General features: G+C 69.3%; 13 protein-coding genes and 1 pseudogene. 6 read left to right on the top strand and 8 right to left on the bottom strand.

The annotated features are described in order from the left end of the window. Window positions 1-13: 13 nt before the first annotated feature. Window positions 14-946 carry an alpha/beta hydrolase gene (locus ACFRAC_RS24715; protein WP_382927525.1) on the bottom strand — a complete coding sequence of 311 codons (933 nt, stop codon included), beginning with the start codon at window positions 944-946 and terminating at the stop codon, window positions 14-16. Between the two features lie 121 nt (window positions 947-1,067). Here ACFRAC_RS24715 and ACFRAC_RS24720 point away from each other — a divergent pair, with 121 nt between their 5' ends. The 3 genes from ACFRAC_RS24720 to ACFRAC_RS24730 all read left to right on the top strand — a co-directional run bounded on the left by ACFRAC_RS24720 (window position 1,068) and on the right by ACFRAC_RS24730 (window position 3,380). Beyond that, complete coding sequence (locus tag ACFRAC_RS24720; RefSeq protein ID WP_382927527.1) at window positions 1,068-1,970, top strand: helix-turn-helix transcriptional regulator; 903 nt, start codon at window positions 1,068-1,070, stop codon at window positions 1,968-1,970. A gap of 91 nt (window positions 1,971-2,061) precedes the next feature. Further along, window positions 2,062-2,955 carry an aldo/keto reductase gene (locus tag ACFRAC_RS24725; protein ID WP_382927530.1) on the top strand — a complete coding sequence of 298 codons (894 nt, stop codon included), beginning with the start codon at window positions 2,062-2,064 and terminating at the stop codon, window positions 2,953-2,955. After that, complete coding sequence (locus ACFRAC_RS24730; protein WP_382927533.1) at window positions 2,952-3,380, top strand: DUF2255 family protein; 429 nt, start codon at window positions 2,952-2,954, stop codon at window positions 3,378-3,380. The genes ACFRAC_RS24725 and ACFRAC_RS24730 overlap by 4 nt, the downstream gene beginning before the upstream one ends. A gap of 63 nt (window positions 3,381-3,443) precedes the next feature. On the opposite strand, the gene ACFRAC_RS24735 is transcribed toward ACFRAC_RS24730, so the two are convergent. Together ACFRAC_RS24735 and ACFRAC_RS24740 are read right to left on the bottom strand one after the other, a co-directional pair. Further along, window positions 3,444-4,649 (bottom strand): MFS transporter, encoded by a 1,206-nt coding sequence (locus ACFRAC_RS24735; RefSeq protein WP_382927536.1) that lies wholly within the window; start codon window positions 4,647-4,649, stop codon window positions 3,444-3,446. Window positions 4,650-5,004: 355 nt separating this feature from the next. Next, the gene (locus ACFRAC_RS24740) at window positions 5,005-5,991 is read right to left on the bottom strand and encodes an SDR family NAD(P)-dependent oxidoreductase (RefSeq protein WP_382927538.1); all 987 of its coding nucleotides are present in this window, start codon (window positions 5,989-5,991) and stop codon (window positions 5,005-5,007) included. Window positions 5,992-6,101: 110 nt separating this feature from the next. Here ACFRAC_RS24740 and ACFRAC_RS24745 point away from each other — a divergent pair, with 110 nt between their 5' ends. Continuing rightward, a complete protein-coding gene (locus tag ACFRAC_RS24745) occupies window positions 6,102-6,995 on the top strand; it encodes an AraC family transcriptional regulator N-terminal domain-containing protein (RefSeq protein ID WP_382927540.1) in 894 nt (297 codons plus the stop codon). Window positions 6,996-7,868: 873 nt separating this feature from the next. On the opposite strand, the gene ACFRAC_RS24750 is transcribed toward ACFRAC_RS24745, so the two are convergent. Next, window positions 7,869-8,336, bottom strand: a complete 468-nt coding sequence (locus tag ACFRAC_RS24750; protein WP_382927542.1) for a hypothetical protein — start codon at window positions 8,334-8,336, stop codon at window positions 7,869-7,871. Between ACFRAC_RS24750 and ACFRAC_RS24755 the strand changes: the two genes are divergently transcribed. After that, window positions 8,298-8,996 (top strand): hypothetical protein, encoded by a 699-nt coding sequence (locus ACFRAC_RS24755; RefSeq protein ID WP_382927545.1) that lies wholly within the window; start codon window positions 8,298-8,300, stop codon window positions 8,994-8,996. The two genes, ACFRAC_RS24750 and ACFRAC_RS24755, sit on opposite strands and share 39 nt — an antisense overlap. Window positions 8,997-9,069: 73 nt before the next feature. Here ACFRAC_RS24755 and ACFRAC_RS24760 read toward each other — a convergent pair whose 3' ends face one another. The 4 genes and pseudogenes from ACFRAC_RS24760 to ACFRAC_RS24775 form a co-directional block, all read right to left on the bottom strand. Continuing rightward, window positions 9,070-10,347, bottom strand: a complete 1,278-nt coding sequence (locus ACFRAC_RS24760; protein WP_382927546.1) for an IS701 family transposase — start codon at window positions 10,345-10,347, stop codon at window positions 9,070-9,072. A gap of 488 nt (window positions 10,348-10,835) precedes the next feature. Next, a complete protein-coding gene (locus ACFRAC_RS24765; protein ID WP_382927549.1) occupies window positions 10,836-11,789 on the bottom strand; it encodes a DUF6615 family protein in 954 nt (317 codons plus the stop codon). A 997-nt stretch (window positions 11,790-12,786) separates the two neighbouring features. Then, window positions 12,787-13,119, bottom strand: a complete 333-nt coding sequence (locus ACFRAC_RS24770) for a peptidoglycan-binding protein (RefSeq protein WP_382927640.1) — start codon at window positions 13,117-13,119, stop codon at window positions 12,787-12,789. A 45-nt stretch (window positions 13,120-13,164) separates the two neighbouring features. Further along, window positions 13,165-13,758 (bottom strand): annotated as a pseudogene (locus tag ACFRAC_RS24775) (hypothetical protein); the annotation flags it as partial. 232 nt (window positions 13,759-13,990) lie between these two features. Between ACFRAC_RS24775 and ACFRAC_RS24780 the strand changes: the two are divergent. Beyond that, on the top strand, window positions 13,991-19,285 hold the full coding sequence (locus ACFRAC_RS24780; protein ID WP_382927551.1) for a sacsin N-terminal ATP-binding-like domain-containing protein: 5,295 nt from the start codon (window positions 13,991-13,993) through the stop codon (window positions 19,283-19,285). Window positions 19,286-19,694 lie beyond the last annotated feature (409 nt).

The raw sequence follows: 19,694 nt of genomic DNA on the forward strand, positions 1-19,694 counted from the left end.
TCGGGCGGTGGGGTCAGACACCCAGCCCGGCGGGGGCGTGGGCTGCGAGGTTTTGGGTGAAGAAGGGGACGAGTTCGGCGGTGACCTGCGGGACGTAGTGGTCGTAGAGGTCGACGTGGCTGGCGCCCTCGATCCAGTGCAGCCGTTTGGGCTCGGCCGCCTTCTTGATCGCTTCCTCGGACATCCAGGCGGTGGCGGCCTCGTTGCCGGCGACCATCAGCAGCGGGCGGGGGGCGATGAGGTGGATCAGGTGGAAGGCGTCGAAGTTCGCGATCTTGTCGATGCTGGGGAAGGTGAACTCGTCGGCCTGGCGGGGGTGACGGCCGCGGTCGGTGGAGTAGTACTCCCAGCCCTCGTAGCTGTAGCGGTCGCCGTCGGTGGGGGCGTCCTGTCCCTGGACGCGGATGATCAGGGGGGAGGCGGGCTCGCCGGCCGCCTCGGCGGTGCGGGCCGCGGCCGCCGCGTCGAGCATCGACTGTAGGACGGTGGGGTCCTGGTTGCCGTGCGGGCCGACGCGGAAGTTCAGGCCGAGGTCGACCGCGCTGGCGGTCGCGACGGCGCGGATGCGGTGGTCGGTGGCCGCGGCGGGGATGACGTAGCCGCCGGAGGCGCAGATGCCCAGGGCGCCGATCCGATCGGAGTCGATCTCCGGGCGGGTGGTGAGGTAGGAGACGGCGTTCTTGATGTCCTCGACTCGCTGGGCGGGGTCTTCGGTGCCGCGCGGGGTGCCGCCGCTCTCGCCCTGGTAAGCGGCGTCGAAGGCGAGCGCGATGAAACCGGCGTCGGCGAGCTGCTGGGCGTAGGCGCCAGCGGTCTGCTCCTTGACACCGCTGGCAGGGTGGGCGACCACCACCGCGGCCTGCGGGCCGTCGGTAGCGACGTCGGGCGTGTACAGGTGGGCGGCCAGGGTGATCCCGGCGCTGGGGAAGGTCACATCGGTTCGCATGCCCCCACCGTGCCCCCCGTTCCCGCAAGTCGGGAGGGGAAAGATCCTGCCGGGGCACGAACGTGCCAGGGAAGATTTATGCCCCCCTTCACCGGCCGCCGTCCGGGGCATAGTGACTAGCATGTCCGATACGCGTTCACCCCGCTCCGAGCTCGGCGCCTTCCTCAAGGCACGCCGGTCCGAACTGACACCCGCGCAGGTCGGTCTCGCCGACGACGGCACCGTGCGCCGCGTTCCCGGACTGCGGCGGGACGAGGTCGCCCGCCTGGCCACGATGAGCACCGACTACTACACCCGCATCGAGCAAGGGCGGGTACGGGCATCCGCGACCGTACTGGCCTCCCTCGTGAAAGCACTCCGGCTCGACGACGCGCAGCGGGCCTACCTGTACGAACTGGCGGGCAAGGCACCCACCTCTCGTCGCCGCCGCCCGGTCCAGCGAGTGCGGCCGTCGGTGCAGCGGATGCTCGACGCCCTCGGCCACTGCCCGGCCATGGTGCTGGGCCGCTACAGCGACATCCTCGCCTGGAACGCCGCCGCCGCGGCCCTCTACCAGGACTTCACTTTGCTGAAGCCGGCCGAACGCAACTACTTCAGGCTGATCTTCCTCGATCCGGCAATGCGCAGCCTCTTCACCGACTGGGAGGACGCCGGACGCATCAGCGCGGCGACCCTGCGGATGGAGACGGCCGCCACCTCGGACGACCCGCGCTTGGCGGAATTGGTGGGGGAGCTGTCGGTGCGCAGTCCGGAGTTCCGCCAGTGGTGGAACGGGCGGATCGTAACGGACGCCACCTCCGGCCCCAAGCGCTACCGCCATCCCCTGGTCGGACCCCTCACCCTCGACTGCGACACCTGGACCAGCCCGAACGACCCCGACGTCACCTTCATGGTCCTCACTGCCGAACCCGGCAGCCCCGAAGACCACGCCCTGCGCATACTCAGCTCCTGGCACACCGCGCCCCACACGGCCGCCGACCCGGCGGACACACCGACGCCCTCGGCCGAGCCCCCTCGCGGCTGATTCCGGCCCGCCCCAGCCAGATGCGGCCTCCCGGACCAGGTGCGCACAACCGGCCGCCAGCCGTCCCGCCTCTCCAAGGAGGAATCCGACCATGCCTCAGAGCACTTCTCCTCGTCTCTTCCCGCTCGGCGGGGACCTGCCTGTCTCCCGCATCGGCTACGGCGCGATGCGCCTCTTCGGCGCCGACCATTGGGGCCCCTACCCCGATGAGAAAGCCGCCATCGAACTGCTCCGCGGCGTCGTGGACGCGGGCGTCAACCTGATCGACACCGCCGACGTCTACGGCCCGCACAGCAACGAAACCCTCATCCATGACGCGCTGGCCCCCTACGCCCCCGGGGTGGTCATCGCGACCAAGGGCGGGTTCGTCCGTCCCGGCCCCGGGATGAAGGTCACCCCGGTCGGCAACCCCGACTACCTGCGCCAGTCCGTCCACCTGAGCGCGCGGCGGCTCGGCATCGAGCACATCGACCTGTACTACCTGCACAGTGCCTGGGCCACCGACGCCTCGTTCGAGGACCAGGTCGGCACGCTCGCCGAACTGCGCGATCAGGGCCTCGTCCGCCACATCGGCCTGTCCAACCTCACCGCCGAACAGCTGAAGGCCGCGCAGGCGATCACCTCGATCGCGGCCGTAACCGCCCACTACAGCGTCGCCGCCCGCGCCAACCACGACCTGCTGGAGGCGACCCTCGCCTCCGGTGCCGCGTTCGTCCCGTGGCAGCCGATCTCCCTCACCACCCCCGGAGACCCCATCGACACCACCGGCCCCGCCCACCTCCAGCAGGTCCTGGCACCGATCGCCGAGGCCCACGGTGCGACGATCCCGCAGGTGAGCCTCGCCTGGCTGCTCGGCATCGCCCCCGGCGTCCTGCCCATCCCCGCCACCACGAGCCTGGACCACTTCCGGGAGAACCTCGGCGCACTCGACCTCACCCTGACCCCGCAGGAACGCTCCACCATCGACGGACTTGCAACGCCGTGACCACGGCACCCACCAGGCAGTGGACCGCGCGGGAACTCGCCGCCTTGGACGCCGCCTTCTCGATCATCCTCGCCGCACGCACCGACGACGGATCACCTCCGGGCACTGTCGAGGTCGGCCTCGTCGTCACCCTTAACGGAGTGTTCGTCCGCGCCTGGCGCGGACCGGTCTCCGGCTGGTTCCAGGCCACCCAAGCCCACGGGCAGGGCACGATCCGCTACAACGGGCGCACCGTCCCCGTCCGCTTCCAGCGCGCCGCACCGCAGGACGAGCCCGCCATCCACGACTCCATCGACCACGCCTACGTCTACAAGTACGGGGCTGCCGGCTCGGCCGGGATCGCCACCGACGAGGCCCGCGCGACCACCGTACGCATCACGCCGATCACCGGCACGGCACCGATGCGATACGAGACACCCTGCTGACAGGCGCCGTGATTGCCTGCGGCATCTGTGCGCCCGCACACCGCCCACGTCGCGGGGCGCATGTCATGACTGAGTGGTGCCCTCCAGGTCGGTGGTTTGGGGTGCTGCGGCGGGTACATGCAGGGTTGTGCGGCCGAGCGTCCAGACCACCAGGCCGAGGGCGGTCGCGCCGGCTGCGCCTGCGCTCACCGCGTCCCATCCGCCGGCGTGCCACAGCAGACTGGCTGCGGCTGAGCCGATCGCCCCGGCGATGAAGTTGACCGTCACGGAGGCGGTGGTGAGGCGTGACCGCGCGTCCGGGGCGAGGGCGAAAAGGCGTGTCTGGTTCAGGACGCTCACCGTCTGCACGGCGATGTCGAGCACCACGAGTGCGATCGCGATGCCCACGATCGAGGTGCTGGTCGTCCAGGCCATTCCGATCGCGACCAGCGACAGCAGCAGCGCCGCACCGGTCGCCATCGAGGAGTGGCCGCGGTCGTGGAGCACTCCCGCGCGGCGCGCGGCGAGGGACCCGACGAGTCCGGCGAGGCCGACGAGGCCGATCTGGGTGACCGAGTAGTGGAACGGTGCTGCGGTCAGAAGCAGGGTCAGGGCGGTCCAGATCAGGGAGAAGACGGCGAAGTTCAGCATGCCGAGGGCGAGGGTCCAGCGTGCCGCGCGATGCTGGGCGACCGCGGTGAAGACCGAGGTGATGAGGCGGGGATAGGAGACCCGTGGCCGGGGCGGCAGTTGTGGCACCGCTCGCGCGAGCAGGAGCGCCATGACCGCGGTGGCGACCGCGGCGATCACGTAGATCGCCTGCCAGCCCAGCAGGCCCGCCACGACGCCGCTGACGGTTCGCGAGGCGAGGATGCCGATGAGCATGCCCGAGGTGACCGCGCCCACGATCGCGCCGCGGCGCTGTGGGTCGGCCAGGTCGCCCGCGAGCGGGATGAGGATCTGTGCGGTGACGGTGACGAAGCCCAGCAGGCCGAGTGCGACGAGCAGGACGCCGAAGTTGGGTGCCAGTGGCACGGCGACCAGGGTGAGCGCGGAGGCCGCCAGTACGGTGGGGGCCAGGCGCTTGCGGTCGAGGACGTCGCCCAGCGGGACGAGGAACAGGATCCCGAGCGTGTAGCCGATCTGGGTGACCGTGACCACGACGCCGGCCGCGTCCTCGGACACGCCGAAGTCGGCCGCGATCACCGCGAGCAGCGGTTGTGCCCAGTAGAGGTTGCCCACCGCGAGGCCGCCGGCCACGGCGAAGAGGAAGGTCAGTGGTCCGGTCATCGTCGGTGGGACCGCAGGGGCGCCCGGTTTTGCATTCATGGGGAATTGCTCGCTGACAAGAAGTGGTTGGTGGGCTGGATTCCTGGCGCGGCAGGACGCCGCTTCGCCGGACCTGTCCAGTGGAGGGTCGGCCGCTGCGCGCCGGATGGTCGGGCTGCCGTCTCCGGCAGCCCGAAGCGGCGCGACTGCCCTCGGCGATCCGCTCCCTGACCGTGCCCGCGACGCCCTCAGTCGGCGCCCCGGGCACGGTCGGGTGCTGATACGGCAGATCGATTCAGTCGGTCCGGAGCCGATCGAGCATGACGTCGGTGACGGCTCTGACGCGCTCCTGGGCGAGTTCCGGCGCCGCCGACCGTCACTCGCTGGTGTCGGGCGCGGCGGAGGCGAAGGCGTTCACGCCGGTGAGTTCGGCCGACAGTGCCCACAGGCGGGCGGCCTGGTCGGGGTCGACGGCGTAGTCGCGTACGCCGTCGCTGATGCCGCTGCCGACGGCCATCTCTGCGACGTCGCAGTCCTGCAGGTAGACCCCGCCCATGCCGTTCAGCTGAGGGGAGGTAGCCGCCCACACCTGGGTGGCTGCACCCTGCTCCGGGGTCTTGTAGTCGAACGTGCTCGCCGGCTTGCGGTCCTCGTCGGCCAGGCCCGTCACGACCAGCTCCTCGGTGCTCAGGTGGCGCGTGAGCTCGGTCCAGATCACGCCCGGGTGCAGCGAGAACGCCCGCACCCCGGACGCTTTCCCGAGCGCGTCGAGGTGGACGGCGAACAGCACGTTCGCGGTCTTGGCCTGGCCGTAGGCCGCCCACTTGTCGTAGCCGCGCTCGAACTGCACGTCGTCCCAGCGAATGGGCGAGCGGTTGTGCCCCCGCGAGGACACCGCCACCACCCGCGCCCCGCCACCGGCCGCGATGGCCGGCCACAGCAGGTTCACCAGCGTGTAGTGGCCGAGATGGTTGGTCCCGAACTGCGACTCCCACCCCGGTCCGACCCGGGACTCGGGGGTGAACATGATGCCGGCGTTGTTGATCATGATGTCGATGGAGCGGCCGGTGGCGAGGAAGCGTTCGGCGAACGCCCGGACGCTGGACTGGTCGCCCAGGTCGAGCTCGTCGATCTCGACGCCGTTGATGCCAGCCAGCGCTTCGCGGGCGGCGTCGGGTCGGCGGGCCGGGACCACGACGTGCGCGCCGGCGGCGGCCAGCGCGCGGGTGGTCACCAGGCCGAGGCCGGAGTAGCCGCCGGTCACGACGGCGAGCTTGCCGGTGAGGTCGACGCCCTCCAGCACGTCGTCCGTAGTGCTCTGGGCGTCGAAGCCTGATCCGATGGAGTGCTGCGGTGTAGTCATGCTTCGAGCGAAACACGACCCCGGTCGAGGCCCTAGCACGATCGCCTCAGGGTCTTGCCTGATGCTGTCAAGCTCGCGGTGAACGGGCGGGCGCCTGCTTCACTGGGACAATGGACCGACTCCGCGACATCCGTCATGCCGTTACCCGCCACGCCCGCGACGGCCTCACCGCCACCGCGCTTCCCCGTGTGTCGGTCCTGCGCACCCCACGGACCATCGAGCCGCACGGCGGCGTCCTCGAACCGGCCTTCATCCTGGTCGTCGGCGGCGCCAAGACCACCACCCTGAACGGCGAGACGTACAGCTACGGCGCCGGCCACTACTTCATCACCTCCGTCGACCTGCCCGTCATCGGCGGCATCACCACCGCCGACGCGGACGACCCGTACATGTCCGTCACGATCCGCCTCGACCCCGACAAGATCGCTTCCCTGCTCCTCGACGCTGGCCTCCCCCGCGGCGGCTCCGGCCCGCGAGCCGCGTCCGCCTTCGGCGTCGGCCGGGCGACGCCCGCCCTGCTCGATGCGGTCGCACGGCTGCTCGCCCTGCTCGACCATCCCGCCGACCTTGCCGCGCTCAGCGCCGGCACCGAACGGGAGGTCCTCTGGCGCCTGCTTACCGGACCCCAGGGCGCGGCCGTCCGCCAGATCGGTATCGCCGACAGCCGCCTCGCCCACGTCGCCCGCGCCACCCGCTGGATCCGCGACCACTACCACCAGCCGCTGCGCATCCCCGACCTCGCCGCGACCGCCGCGATGAGCCCCGCCTCCCTGCACCGGCACTTCCTCGCCCTGACCTCCATGACCCCGCTGGAGTACCAGAAACAACTGCGCCTCAACGACGCCCGGACGCGCCTGCTCAACGGCGACCACCACATCGCCGAAGTCGGATTCGCTGTCGGCTACACCAGCCCCTCACAGTTCAGCCGCGAGTACCGCCGCATGTTCGGCGCCACCCCCAGCCAGACCACCCAGAGCGCCACGCCGCCACGGCTTCCGGGGTGACCCCTTCGCGCGCCGCTCGCGGTGGGCGACCTGAACGGCAAACTCCGGAACAACGCATCAGACGCCCCGCCTTCAAAAGGTAGGCCCGGCCGGCACGAGAGGCGTAGGACTCGCCGACCGGTCCCCGCAGCGGCCGGACACTGGGACAGCCCGATCCGCGCCCGGGACCTGAGGAGCCGGAGGCTTCGCGCCGAGATCTAGGAAAGAGCCACATTCCTGAGATTGGAACGCGGCCAACGCCGTAAGCCGGGCCGAGATTCGCTGGTCACAGCCCAGATAGAAGATGTGACCGTTGAGATCCCACAAGCGAAGTTAGTTTGCTGTCGGTCTGTGACCTGGGCGGACTAACTTGGTTGGCAAGAAACTTCCTTGGTCGACCTAGGGCAGGAGGCTTTCGAGCCGCAGGGGCCGGGTGCCGGTCGAACCCCTACGTCACCCCTTATGGAAACCCAAGGCGCAACTGGGGGCCGCGCTGACAGGATCGGCACATGCTTATCACTCCTCGCCCCGGCGCAGAACGGAAGAACATCCGGCAGGTCCTCAGCGGCGTCCACACCACCGCGATGAACCGGCAGCGGCCGTATCTCACTGCCTTCGAGGGGCTGTGGACGTATCTGGAGTGGGCCACGGAGTCCGCGCGAATGCTGCGCTCCCAGATGAGCGACCGGGACCTCGACGTTCTGAACGTCCGCATCCTCGAAATCGCCGGACTAATTGCTCGCTTGCAGGGACCCAGGGAGCTGACAGAGTGGCGCTCCGTTGCTGGCCAGAGCCTTGGAGGGAAGCATGTCGGCGTCCGAAATCGGGTATCGCGTGGTGCGTCATGGAGACAAGGCGCCGAAGGACGGGACGCTATGGCGTACCGAAGCGGAGTCACGCAGCAGGGTAGCGGCGGGCGATCGTCCAGCGCTCCAGGAGGTTCTGTTCTGCCTGCGTGCCGATCTCGTGGATGGCATCCGCGTGTCCAGGTGGGATGACCTGGGCGATCCGATCACCCGGGAGATGGTCCGCGACGAGATCCGGGCTCACCGCGCGACACTGACCGTGGCCGGTGATGTCATCGAACCTGATCACCCGCTGCGCAACACCGAGCGAGGTGTTCGCAACCAGGTTCAGGCTACCTGCGCTGCGCTTCGGGCTCTTCTTCCTCGCCAACGAGGCAAGCAGGGCCAGTTGGACATCGGCCGCGGCCTGAGCAAGAACGAAGTGGTGCGGCTCGCACACAAGTTGCACTTCGGGTTTCAACTGACGCTGGCGCAGACTGCGGACCTCCTCAACCAAGCGGGCTACATGTGGGATGGCGTGCAGGGTGAGCAGGACTTCAACAAGCAGATCGTTCACCGGCTCCTCCAGGACGCGTGCTGGGACGACGATGCCCCCCGGACGGTCGATGGCGAGCGGATCCGTACCAGCGGGAGGTCACATCAAGTTCTCCAGGAGATCGAGGTGATGGCCGTCTACGGACCAGACGACGAACGAGATCACCTCACACGATCGAGGGACGTCCAGAACATCGCGAAAGCGCACGACCACCTCTTCGCCTTCTCCTTTACCCCGAGCACTCCGGACTTCGGGCTCACAGACCTTCTCCACTTCGTGACCACACCCGCGCCTGTCCGCACCCTCTACGTAGCCGACTCTTCCCTCTTCCCCAGTGAATTGGACCGGCTGGTCGCGTACAGGTGGGTCGAGCACTTCGGCGTCCAGGTTCTGGAGGCGGGCAAGTCGGTGAAGTCGACCGTTGAAGGTTCCAGACAAGAGCGAGTTCTGCGGGAGGTGATCAAGACGTTCGCCGCCCTTCGGATGCACGACAGCCACACCGTGATCGAGACCACCCGGTCCATCGATCACGCGAGGGCCGTCGCGAAGCGCCTGCGGAGCCAGGCGGGGTACTCGTATGAGGAGATCGCTCGTCACCTCAGGCTAGAAGCGATTCCCACGCGGAAGCGCAGCGGCGACTGGGGCAGAAGCGCTGTCATGGATCTAGTAGGACTCCGTTAGGTCTGTCTTGATCTTGGTGTGGTTCTGCTGGGCAGGGGTTGGTGGCAGGTGGTGCAGGTGCCGGTCCAGCAGTTCAGTAGGTCCTGGAGGGCGTCGAGGATCTGGTAGAGGGTGAGTCCGCTGTGTCGGCTTTTGGGGCCAGCCGCTGCTCGGTGAGGAAGGCGTGGGCGGCGGTGACCAGCGTGGCGTGGTGGTGCCAGCCGTTGAAGGAGCGGCCTTCGAAGTGGTCCAGGCCCAGGCCGTGCTTGAGCTCGCGGTAGTCGTGCTCGATGCGCCAGCGGATCTTTGCCAGGCGGACCAGCTCGGGGATCGGGGTGTCCTCGGGCAGGTCGGACAGCCAGAACCGGGTCGGTTCGTCCTCGCCGTCGGGCCATTCGGCCAGTAGTCGCACGTGGGGCAGGACGCCGTCCCACCGGCCGTGCCCGGCCATCGCGGCGGCCTGGGCCAGCCGGCGCGGGCGCACCCCAGCCGGCCTGACCCGCATGACGAGAAAGCGTGAGGTCATCGGGCCGCGTGAGCCTTCCCGCCAGGTCACTTCCTGGAAGGCTTCCCGTCCGGCGGCCGCCGCCAGTTGCGCCACCGTCACCGGTGGCTGCCGGTAGCGGGGAACCGGTCGGCGCCCGTTGCCGGACCAGGCGGGGGCGGTGGGGACCGCCTCGTGCGGCTGGACGGTGATATCGCCGCGGATGCCGACCACGTAAGGGATCTCCCGCTCGGCCAGGCCGGCGCGGAAGTCGGCATTCTGGCCGTAGCCGGCATCGGCCACCACGACCGGCGGCACCAGTTGCCATCCGGCCAGTTCGTCCAGGGCGTCCAGTGCCAGGCGCCATTTCTCCCGGTGCCCGACGTCCTTGGGGACGCCGGTCCGCCGGCGCCGGACAGTGTCCTCGGCCCACTCCCGGGGCAAAAACAGCCGCCAGGTAAGCGGGCACGAGGCCGCATCGGAGACCGCGTGGACGCTGACGGCGACCTGGCAGTTGGCCTGCTTGCCCAGCGCACCGCAGTACTGGTGAGCGACCCCGACCGACATCCTGCCGTCCTTGGGGAACGACACGTCGTCGACCGCCCAGGCGTCCGGGCCGATCTGCGGCACCATCCGCTCGGCGATCCGCCGGCGCACCGGCACCGGATCCCACGTGGACTGGTTCACGAACTGCTGCAGGTTCTGCTCGTTGCCGTCCGGCAGCCGCGAGGCCATGGCCTGGATGGACTTGCGGCGGCCGTCCATCATCAGTCCCCGCAGATAGCAGTCGCTCTTGGCCCGCTGGTCCTTGCGCGGCACCGAGGCGAACACATCCGCCACGAATAACGCCAACGTCGCCCGAACACGGTTCACTTCATGTGCGTCCACACACTTACCGTGCCCCTGAACACGGCGGGCAGACAGACCTAACGGAGTCCTACTAGTGTCCGGTGATGCCGCCTCATGAGCAACGCCCGACGCAATGCTCGTCGAGAGCGCGCGCTGACCCGACTTCGCACGCATGCAGGCGTCACGCTGAGCCGGCACGCCCTGTCCCGGGCGAAGGAGCTCGGTTTCGATGAGAGTGAAGTGCTGCGGTGCGTCATATCTCCCGAGCAGACCTACGGAGGCGACCCGAAATACCCAGGTGCCCGGCGCGTCCACCAGCGTCGAGATTGCGCCTGCGTCATCGACACGGCGACCCGAACGGTGGTGACAGTGCTGCTACGCAATACGGGCCTATGGCAACACGGAACCCATACCCGGTGGGACATGCCTCGTGCTTCCTCAAGTTGAGCGCGGGTCATAGGCTCTCCGCCTCTTTCCAATGCGGAAAAGCGCCCCAGGATCTGACTCGCACTCTGCCCGGGGCGCTGTCACGTCGTTTCCCGCCACCCCTGCCGCTCCAGTGCCCGCAGGTCGAACCGCTCCCGCAGGTCGGCCAACCCTGGTGGCACTTCATCCATGCGGGCACCGGGGAGCGCCGCGTGACCCGTGATGAGAGCGATCCGAGGGTCCGACTCCTCGGCGACCGCCTCGTCGTCCGCCTCAAGCGCTTCTTCGATGCGGCCAGGCAGGGACGGAGTCGAAGAGAGGACGTCGTTGCTGTGCAGCCCTTCCATGCCCATCAGCAGCGTCGAGGCGTATGACTCCTGATGATGCCCCGACCGCGCTGTCGGGCAGTGCACCAGGCACGACAGCGGCTTACTTTCGGCCAGTACGTCGCAGTAGCCGTTCTTACCCTTCAGGACCAACTCGTCGATCTGCTGGGCGGGGGCGATCGTGATGCCGAGCAGGGGCTGCTGTTGACAGGGCTCAAGTCTCGTACACGGCCATGGCTCAGCCCTTTTACCCTGCAGGCAGTTGTAGAAGGCGTACAACGGGACCGGCGGGACCTCACCGTTCCGGCCTTCCCGTCGCGCGGCCTCGACCAGCAACCGACTCTGCCAGATCCTGCCGTCTGATCCTCTCCGGACTTTGTGTTTGAGCTCCTCGTAGCGTTCACCAGGGTGGTAGAGGCGCTTGGCCTGAATCCAGAGACACACCCACGATGAGTCGCTCCGCTGGATCCACCACTCCCAGTCGGCGCCGTTCGCTCGTTCCTCGTGCGGCTTGAATCTAACGACCCGCCAGAAACGCGGGTCCACGTGTGCAAGCTCCGTCAGAAGCAGGTCGGTGAGGGTCGTCTCGTACGCCTCGAACCCAACGGCACGTGCTCTCGCCATGCGGCGGTGCGTGGCACGAGCCTGTTTGGCCAGAGCCTTCGCCAAGTGGCATGCCTCCGGCCGCCCAGCCATCAAGTTCTCGATCACGTGGTGGATGTGCTTCACGGAACCAATGCGGGATCCCGGTGGTGGAGGAATGGGGGGAAGTGGCGGCGACGTCAATGGATCTCCCTGTTGCGGCTCCGCCTATGATCCCTGGGCGTTCGCTCGGCGCTGCACTGACTTTGTGCCACCTACCGTACGCTCATGACCTGTTCCGCATCGACGAGTTGACGAACGGGAGACCTCCAACTCCGGGGCACTCGGCGCTACGTCCCGATATGCCCAAGGAACCACACTGCGAAGGCAGACCAGGTAGCCATGAAAGCCACGTGCCCAGGACGGGCGTGGACACGGAGCCAGGCTGCGGATGCGTTCCGAGAGGTGTCGCCACTCTCGTCGTTCCCCAGGATGTTGATCTCATACGCGACGCCGATCAGGAGCAGGGTCCCCACGGCTGGTCGGCCGAGGTCATTCCCTTGCCTTTCGCTGTGGTCCGCTGCGGTCAGTTGCCGAGCGCCGACCATGCGGCGAGTCCGAGAGCTGCGAGGCTGGTCAGTACGCCGATGGTCGGCAGGGGCCAGCGGGCGCGTTCGAGGGCGGTGACTTTGCCGTCGAGTTCCCCGACGGCCTTGTCGATCTGGTCAGATCGCTGGGCGATCAGGCGAGTTGGCCGTCGATGCGCGCCAGCCCGACTTCGAGGGCGCGGCGGAGCTCTGCCAGTTCAAGGGCTACCTCTCCGTCGGGCATGGCGCGACTCCTGCGGTCAGTTCGTCGTGGACGGGGATGCGGGGTCGGTTCTCGCCGGGAGCCAGGAGGTGGTCCCGGTGCGGCCGAGAAGGGTGCCGACGGCGCCCTTGGCGACGGCTGGGCCAGCGGGGATCGCGGCGATGGCGGCGGACTGGAGGGTGGAGAGGTCGAGGATGTCGATGTGGCCGTCGCCAGGAGGAGGCCGAGGAATGCCTCGGCGTAGGTGAGGACGGTGCGCTCGGCGATGTCGGCGAGCAGCTTGGATGTGCCGGTGGTCGGGCCATGGTGGTGGTGGTGTTCCTCTCGCTGACAATTAGGGCTTGGGGACGTGGAGCTTGGCGCAACTGGGGGCTCCCGGGATGCCGTTGGCGTCCGCGCCGGAGTAGCCGAGCTTGCGCTGCCAGGCTGCGTACGAGCGGCGGTCGGCGTCGGTCCAGCGCGGGCCGGGGCCCGTGCCGTACTTGCCGCAGCCCTCGGCGACGAGCCGCTTGCCCATCGCGGTAATGAGGGCCGAGCGGCGTCCGGTACGGAAGTAGCCCGCGCCGGGGAACGGGGCGTATCCCGACGTTTCCTTGTCGGACGTGGAGCCGGACGGCTTGGACGAACCGCTACTGGGCTCCGTGCTCGCGCCGAGGAGCCTCGCCATGGCAGTGCGGAAGTCGGACATCGTGATGCTGGCGGGGTCCGGCTTGCCGGGCTGCCACTCCTTGTGGGCGATTACCGACTTCTCAGACCAGCCATGCGCGCGACAGAGTGCCGCGCTCACCTTGTGCATCGCGTCCAGCTGGGCTTCCGGCCAGTTCTGGTGTTGATGCAATCGAAGCCGTAGAAGTGCGGGTTGCCGTCGGTGTTGGACCCGTTGTCGGTCGTCGTCTCCCGAACCGGCGTGGTTGGCGCGGCCGTAGCCGACGAGGTGGACGGAAACTGTTGTCCGGTGACACTTGTGGGATCTCAGATGGTGTGGCCAAATTGCACGGCCATTGGCCACCTCGTGGCCGATTGGCCACGGATCTGAGATCCCCGAGCCACCTTGCTCGCACTTTTGGGTGCAGCGGCCCCCCGCCCGGCCGCACTGTCCGACCTGCGGGCTACGGTCGGGCCATGAGCACGCGCGCGTACGAAGGAACGTCCTGGCCGGAGCGGTCCGGGCCTTACGGCGCAGTCCTGCGGAGAGGAACACGAGCCCTCGCGCCCCCGTAACCGCCCCGTCGTCCCCGCTCGATGCGAGTGCTCGTCGTACCGGCCATCCTGCTCGTGGCCCTCCTGCGGACCCTCGCGAGCGCATCCACTGCGCGGCCCTCGTCCGCCACGCCCCCTGCCGTCCCTGACTGGTCGACCTGCCCCAGCAGCCGCCCGCCGCCGAACTGGCCTGGACCCGCGCTGGCCCCGTACCGAGGACACCCGGCAGACACCTGGCTCCGCACCCCGGCACCAGGTGGCTCCGCCGTCTTGATGGCGGCCGTCGCCACCGCCGTACTGCTCACGGCGCTCGCACGCGTCTGAAGGGAAACACGACCATGCCGGACCTCCGCGCCGAAGTGCGTGCGAAGACACTCGACCGCATTACTTCGTACCAGGGGGCCAAAGACCGCTGGAACCTGTTCCGCAGCCTCAAGAACCTCATCGAACAGGCCATCCGCGACTACGAGCACCGCGCCCTGGTGGAGCTCCTGCAGAACGCCCACGACGCTCATGACACGGGCGACTTGGGAGGCCGGGTCCTGATCAGGCTCGACCACGACGAGGGGCCGCACGGCGCGGTGTACGTGGCGAACACCGGGCGGCCCGTCAGCCGCAGCAACTTCGACGCGATCACCGACATCGCCCAGTCGGACAAGCGCCCGGAGGAGGGCATCGGTAACAAGGGGATCGGCTTCAAGAGCGTTCTCCAGCTGACCGGAGCGCCTCAGGTCTACTCCGTCTTCGAGGAAGGCGGCCGGGTCTTCGACGGCTACCGCTTCACCTTCGCCGACGAGACCTCGCTCAAGGACCTCCTGGACGGCGACGCCACTCTCGCGGCGGAGGTGGCCGCCGACGTCTTCCACCTCTGCCTGCCCGTGCCCCTGGACAGCGTTCCCGACACCGTGAACGCCTTCGCAGCAGACGGATACGTGACCGTGCTGCGCCTGCCGCTGAAGAGCGAGGAGGCCCGGGCCGAGGCGGCCGAACAGCTGACCATGCTGTCTGCCGGCCCGCCGGTGCTGCTCTTCCTGCGCCGGATCGGCTCGCTCACTGTCGAGGAACGGCAGGACGGCATGGTCGACCGGCGCACCCTGGCCCGGACCGAGCGGGCGGACGCCGAACTCGACCGGCTCACGGTCAGTACGGTGACCGTCGGCGACGGCGGCGCCTTCGTCCTGCTCGACCGGCAGGTGGCGGCTGAGGCTTTCGGCGACGCGGTCGAACGCAGCGTGCTCGGCGACCACATCAGCGAGGGATGGCGCGACTGGCAGGGAGACGCCCGGGTCACGCTCGCGATTCCCGTCGAGGAAGGGTTGACCAAAGGACGCCTCTACACTCACCTGCCGATGGGCGAGCAGGCCGTTGCCCCCCTTCCGGCCCATGTGAACGCGCCCTTCTTCGCGAAGCTGGCCCGCGTGGACCTCGAGAAGACGGTCCCACTCAACGACTTCCTCCTGGACGAGCTGGCTCTCCTCGGGGCCGAGACGCTCCTCGCCTGCTCCGCCGGGACCCTGGAGCTCCCACCGACCCTCTGTGCGGACCTGCTGAGCTGGGACGCATCTATGTCCGACCGGCTGTCCCGGGCCTTCAAGCGCCTCGGACACGACGTCGGCACCGCCCCGATCATCCCCCTGGCCCCGGGCGCGCGGCCGTGGGCCTCCCTCACGGAGGCCCGGCTCTGGGACGACAAGGACCGGACCCTGTTCACGACCGACCGGCTGAGCCGGGACGCGGACGCCGTACTCGTACACCCGTCCGTCACCGGGCAGCGTGCGGCCCGGCTCGAGAAGGCCGTCGCCACGCTCGTCGGCCGCTCACCCCGGCCGTCGGATGAACTACTGGCGAAGTGGGCCGAGAGCCTGGCGCGCAGCCTCGCCGACGCACCCTTTCGGCCGGAGTTGTGGGCCCGCTTCTACGACGAGCTCGCCGGCTGCGTCGAGCAGCCCCGCGCACTCCAGGGCCGCCGCATCCTCATGGACGACGACGGAAAGCTCCGGCTGTGCAACGCGGCCGACGGCAGGGTCAGGCGTGCCACGGCCTTCTTCTCGCCCAGAGCGGACGGCGAGGAACAGGCAGGATCCACGGAGCAAGGCCCCCGCCTTCCACGGTCGCTGCGCCACCGGGTCTTCTTCGTGTCGCGGAACATTCCGTGGAAGAACCGGCGCGGCAGCATCACGATCAAGCAGCGGGGCCGCCGGATGCTCGAAGACGGCGGTCTGGTCAACGAGTACCGCGCCGACGAACTGCTGGCACTGGTCGCCCGCTCCCTTCAGGACAAGCCCACGCCGGAGCTCGCGGCGGAGGTCCTCGCCTGGGCCTTCCGGCTCTCCAGGAGCGACACGGCACCGTGGCGGGACATCCAGGCCATGGGGCTGCTCGTCCCCGGCGCCGACGGTGTGTGGATACCCGCCTCGAAGGCCCTGCTCTGTGCCGAGTGGGGCGGAGAACGAGCGAAGCTGCTCGGAGAGCTCATCGACCGCGCGCAGGATGTCTCGGAGGAACTCGCGTTGCTCCGGGGCCGCTTGACCGCACCCCCGGAGCACCAGGCATTCCGGGGCGCGGACCGGGCGGAGTGGCGTGCCTTCCTCGGGCGTCTGGGGGTCGGCGCGGGGCTCTGCCCCGAGCCTGTGCCCCGCTCCACCCTGCGGGCGGACGGCCGTCACTTCACGGACGGCAGGCCCCCGACGATGTCCCTGCCGCAGGCCACCGCGGAAGTCTGGCTGCGCCATGTGGAGAGGGAACCTCCCACGGATCGGCGGCCGTACACCGAGTACGTGGGCCAGACTCCTCTGTATCGGCTGCCCGGCCAGGACGACCACCACCATCTGTCCGACGCCGCGAAGCGGGTGTACGCCCGGCTCGTGGCCGCCGGTTGCTCCGAGTGGGCCGCCGATGCCCTCCACGTCACCGTGCGGCGCTACAACGACCGGTGGGACTCCTTCAACCTTCCCACGCCGGTGACCGCCTTCCTCTCCGAGGCCGAGTGGATGCCCGTCGCGTCCCCGCGCGAGCGCGCCGACTGGCGCTTCGTACGGCCTGAGGCCGCCTGGACGCACGGGGACGAGGCCGCCCCGTCGTTCGTCCCCCTGCTGCCCTCGGCGCTGCGCCGTGCGTTCCAGGCGAACGACCGTGCGGTCCGTCGCGCAAGAGGCTGGGGACTTGAGCGGTGGGACTCCCCGGAGACCGCCGCGCGTCGGGTCCGCGAGCTCACCGAGCTCTTCCACGACGGCGCCGTCCCCGAGACGATGACGGCCGCATTCCGCCGGGCCTACGAGGACGCCTGGACGGAGTGCGCCCAGACGCGCCAGGACCCCTACCCCCAGGGCTCGGAGGCGGCGGTCGTCGTCAGCCGGGGCGGTCGGCTCGAAGCTGTCACACTCGCCGACGACACGGACTCCCCGAACACCGTGGATCACCTGTACGTGGAGGACACCGACGCACGCCAGCTCGTCCAGCTCCTCGAACAGCGCGGTGCCCCGTTGCTCCGCATGCGCAACATGCACGGGGGCGCGGTGGCCGCACTCCTCCAACGGTGCTTCGGCTCGCGCGTCCGGAGGATCTCCCGAGCACGAGTCGAAGTCCGGGTGGACGGAGAGGCGTTCCACGCCGGGACCGCGGGCGACCCGCTGATCACGTCCGAGCGCGACTGGCTCCTCACCCTCGTCGCGGCCGTGATCGACCTGCGCGCCAGCCGCTTCCGCCGCCCCACCGCGGAGTCCGTGCGCCGCGGTTGCGCGATCGCCAAGCGCATCAAGATCGTCCACGCCGGCGTCCTGACCTCCGTCGTGGACGAGATCGCCGAACGGCCCGGCCACGGCGGCAGACGGTGGCTGGCCGTCCCACACCAGGACACCCCGACTCTCCTGCTTGAGGGGCCCAGCCAGGGCGAGGTGGACCTGCTCCAGCGGTCCGCCGCGGGGATCATGGAACTCCTCCACCACCCCGAACTCGCCGACACCCTCCGCATGGCCCTCCTCGACCTGAATACGGCCGGCTGGGGCCCGGGTCAGAGCCCGGACGCCGACGCGATCGCCGACGTCCTGGGCGAGGACCGGGCCCGGGTGCACGAGATCACCGCAACCCTGCGACAGCCCCTGGACGCCCTCCTGGACATCCTCGTGCCCCTGCTCGCGACACTCGACCTCGAAGCGGCCCACGCCCTCCTGTCCAACGACGAGGCCCTCGCCTCACAGACCGAACTGGACCGCTGGCTCGCCGCCCGGCTGACGCCGACGGACCACCGGACGCTGCGGGCGGCGGCCCGCCACCCCGACCTGGACACCGCCCGCAGGGCCATGTCGCTGTCGCTGCGCGAGCTCAACGCCGCGATCGCCGCCCTCGGTTCGACCTACCGGCCGCTGCGCAACGCCGAGGGCATCGAGCAGGAGTTCCGGCACTTCGTCGCCGGCCGGCGACGAAGCATCCTGGACGCGCTGCGGGTCGGCTTCCTGGACGCGTTCCGGTCCGGAGCCCCCCTGACCTCGTACGCCGAGAACCGGAATTTGACCGGACTCGTGCCGGACACCGCCTGGGCGGACGAACACCTCCATCTGGAGACCGCCCTCATGCAGGCGCACGTCGACCGCTGGCTCACCGGACTCGGGGCCCCGCCGCTCGGTACGGACGCGGGGCTGACGCCCGTGGACGAACTCCGCCTGACCAACCGGCCCCTCCTCCTGGAACAGCTGAAGCGCGCACGGACCCTGATCCACGCGTGGGAGGCCGCGCACGGCGAGCCCATCTCCGGCCTCCCGGGGGACCCGGAGAACCTCACGACCGAGGCCACCGCCGCCGGGCTGCTCGACTTTTTCCCGCTCGACGACGCCACGACGCTGCGCTGGCTCCGAACCGGAGACCGCTGGCCCGCCGCCGTCCCGCTCGCCCTGACACCCGGAGACCTCGGCCTGACGACTGGTCAGCTAGACGACGCCGAACGGCAGGAGAAGAGGGAGCGGCGGCTGCGGCAGGAGGAGCGGCGGCACATCGTGGTGGACCGCACGAGGATGTCAGCGGAGGAGGACAACTACCACGCGATCGTGGAGGCCGTACGGGGCGGCCTCACCCCCGAGTTCCTCGGCTCCGCGGGCGACGCCCCGCTCGTCGCACTGGGCCGGCAGACACAGCGGCTCCCCGGCGCCGGGCGCCCCGCATTCTCCGCTGGCCGACGGGGCAAGCTCTCCGACACACAGGCGCTCGCGGTCGGACTCGCGGGGGAGGTCGCCGCCCTCGCCTGGCTCATGAACCGGTACGACGCCGTGGACGAGAGCGCGTGGGTGTCGGGCTACCGCAACAAGGTCCTGGGTGACGGCATGGGCGACGACACGCTCGGCTACGACCTCATCGTCGAGAGGAAACGGTCGAGCCTGCTCTTCGAGGTGAAGTCCTCGGCCGGAGGCGAGGGGGAGTTCGTCCTCTCGCCCACCGAGATTGCCCGGGCGCGCTCCCTGAAGAAGCCAGAGACCTACCACATCCTGTACGTCTCCCACGCCCTCGACGCCGACCTGCGGAAGATCCACCTCCTACCCAACCCGCTCCACCCCCGGTCGGCCCACTTCTTCCGCTCGGTCGGCGAGGGCCTGCGCTACAGGTTCCAGCTGTCGCGGACGGGGGAGCGCCGGACGGGGACCTGAGCGAAATAAATGCTTGGCAACCCAATCCAGTCGGGCCAAGTCAACGCATTGATCGCGACCAAGCCGGCTGTCAAATGACAACTGCATGTCCGGCGTTGTGGCGTGAGCCAGCCTCATGTGGGCAGGGGGCCAGCCAGTTGTCGCTTGGTCGGTCCATCCAGTCCGAAGTCCCATGTCGAGGATTTGGACACGGTCGTGAGACTGAACGGCTGGACACGAGCATGAGATCCCACAAAAGCCGCAGTTCGGAGTCCCCTCGTAGGACGTGAACCGCGAGATCCTACAGCAGCCTACGAAATTCCCAAGGGTCGCGCACGCCCGCGCCCGGGCCGCGCAAAGGGGCCAGCGACCGCCGTGGCAGCCTTCACCACTCGGCTTACGGCCCCAGTCCTGCGTGCCAGCGAAGCTG

Origin of the sequence: Streptomyces sp. NPDC056628, from assembly GCF_042792555.1 — a bacterium.
Classification (GTDB): domain Bacteria; phylum Actinomycetota; class Actinomycetes; order Streptomycetales; family Streptomycetaceae; genus Streptomyces.

Excerpts from the sequence above, each read along its gene's own strand:
- ACFRAC_RS24715 (WP_382927525.1), bottom strand. The coding sequence starts at position 946 with ATGCGAACCGATGTGACCTTCCCCAGCGCCGGGATCACCCTGGCCGCC.
- ACFRAC_RS24720 (WP_382927527.1), top strand. The coding sequence starts at position 1,068 with ATGTCCGATACGCGTTCACCCCGCTCCGAGCTCGGCGCCTTCCTCAAG.
- ACFRAC_RS24725 (WP_382927530.1), top strand. The coding sequence starts at position 2,062 with ATGCCTCAGAGCACTTCTCCTCGTCTCTTCCCGCTCGGCGGGGACCTG.
- ACFRAC_RS24735 (WP_382927536.1), bottom strand. The coding sequence starts at position 4,649 with ATGACCGGACCACTGACCTTCCTCTTCGCCGTGGCCGGCGGCCTCGCG.
- ACFRAC_RS24740 (WP_382927538.1), bottom strand. The coding sequence starts at position 5,991 with ATGACTACACCGCAGCACTCCATCGGATCAGGCTTCGACGCCCAGAGC.
- ACFRAC_RS24745 (WP_382927540.1), top strand. The coding sequence starts at position 6,102 with ATGGACCGACTCCGCGACATCCGTCATGCCGTTACCCGCCACGCCCGC.
- ACFRAC_RS24770 (WP_382927640.1), bottom strand. The coding sequence starts at position 13,119 with ATGGCGAGGCTCCTCGGCGCGAGCACGGAGCCCAGTAGCGGTTCGTCC.
- ACFRAC_RS24780 (WP_382927551.1), top strand. The coding sequence starts at position 13,991 with ATGCCGGACCTCCGCGCCGAAGTGCGTGCGAAGACACTCGACCGCATT.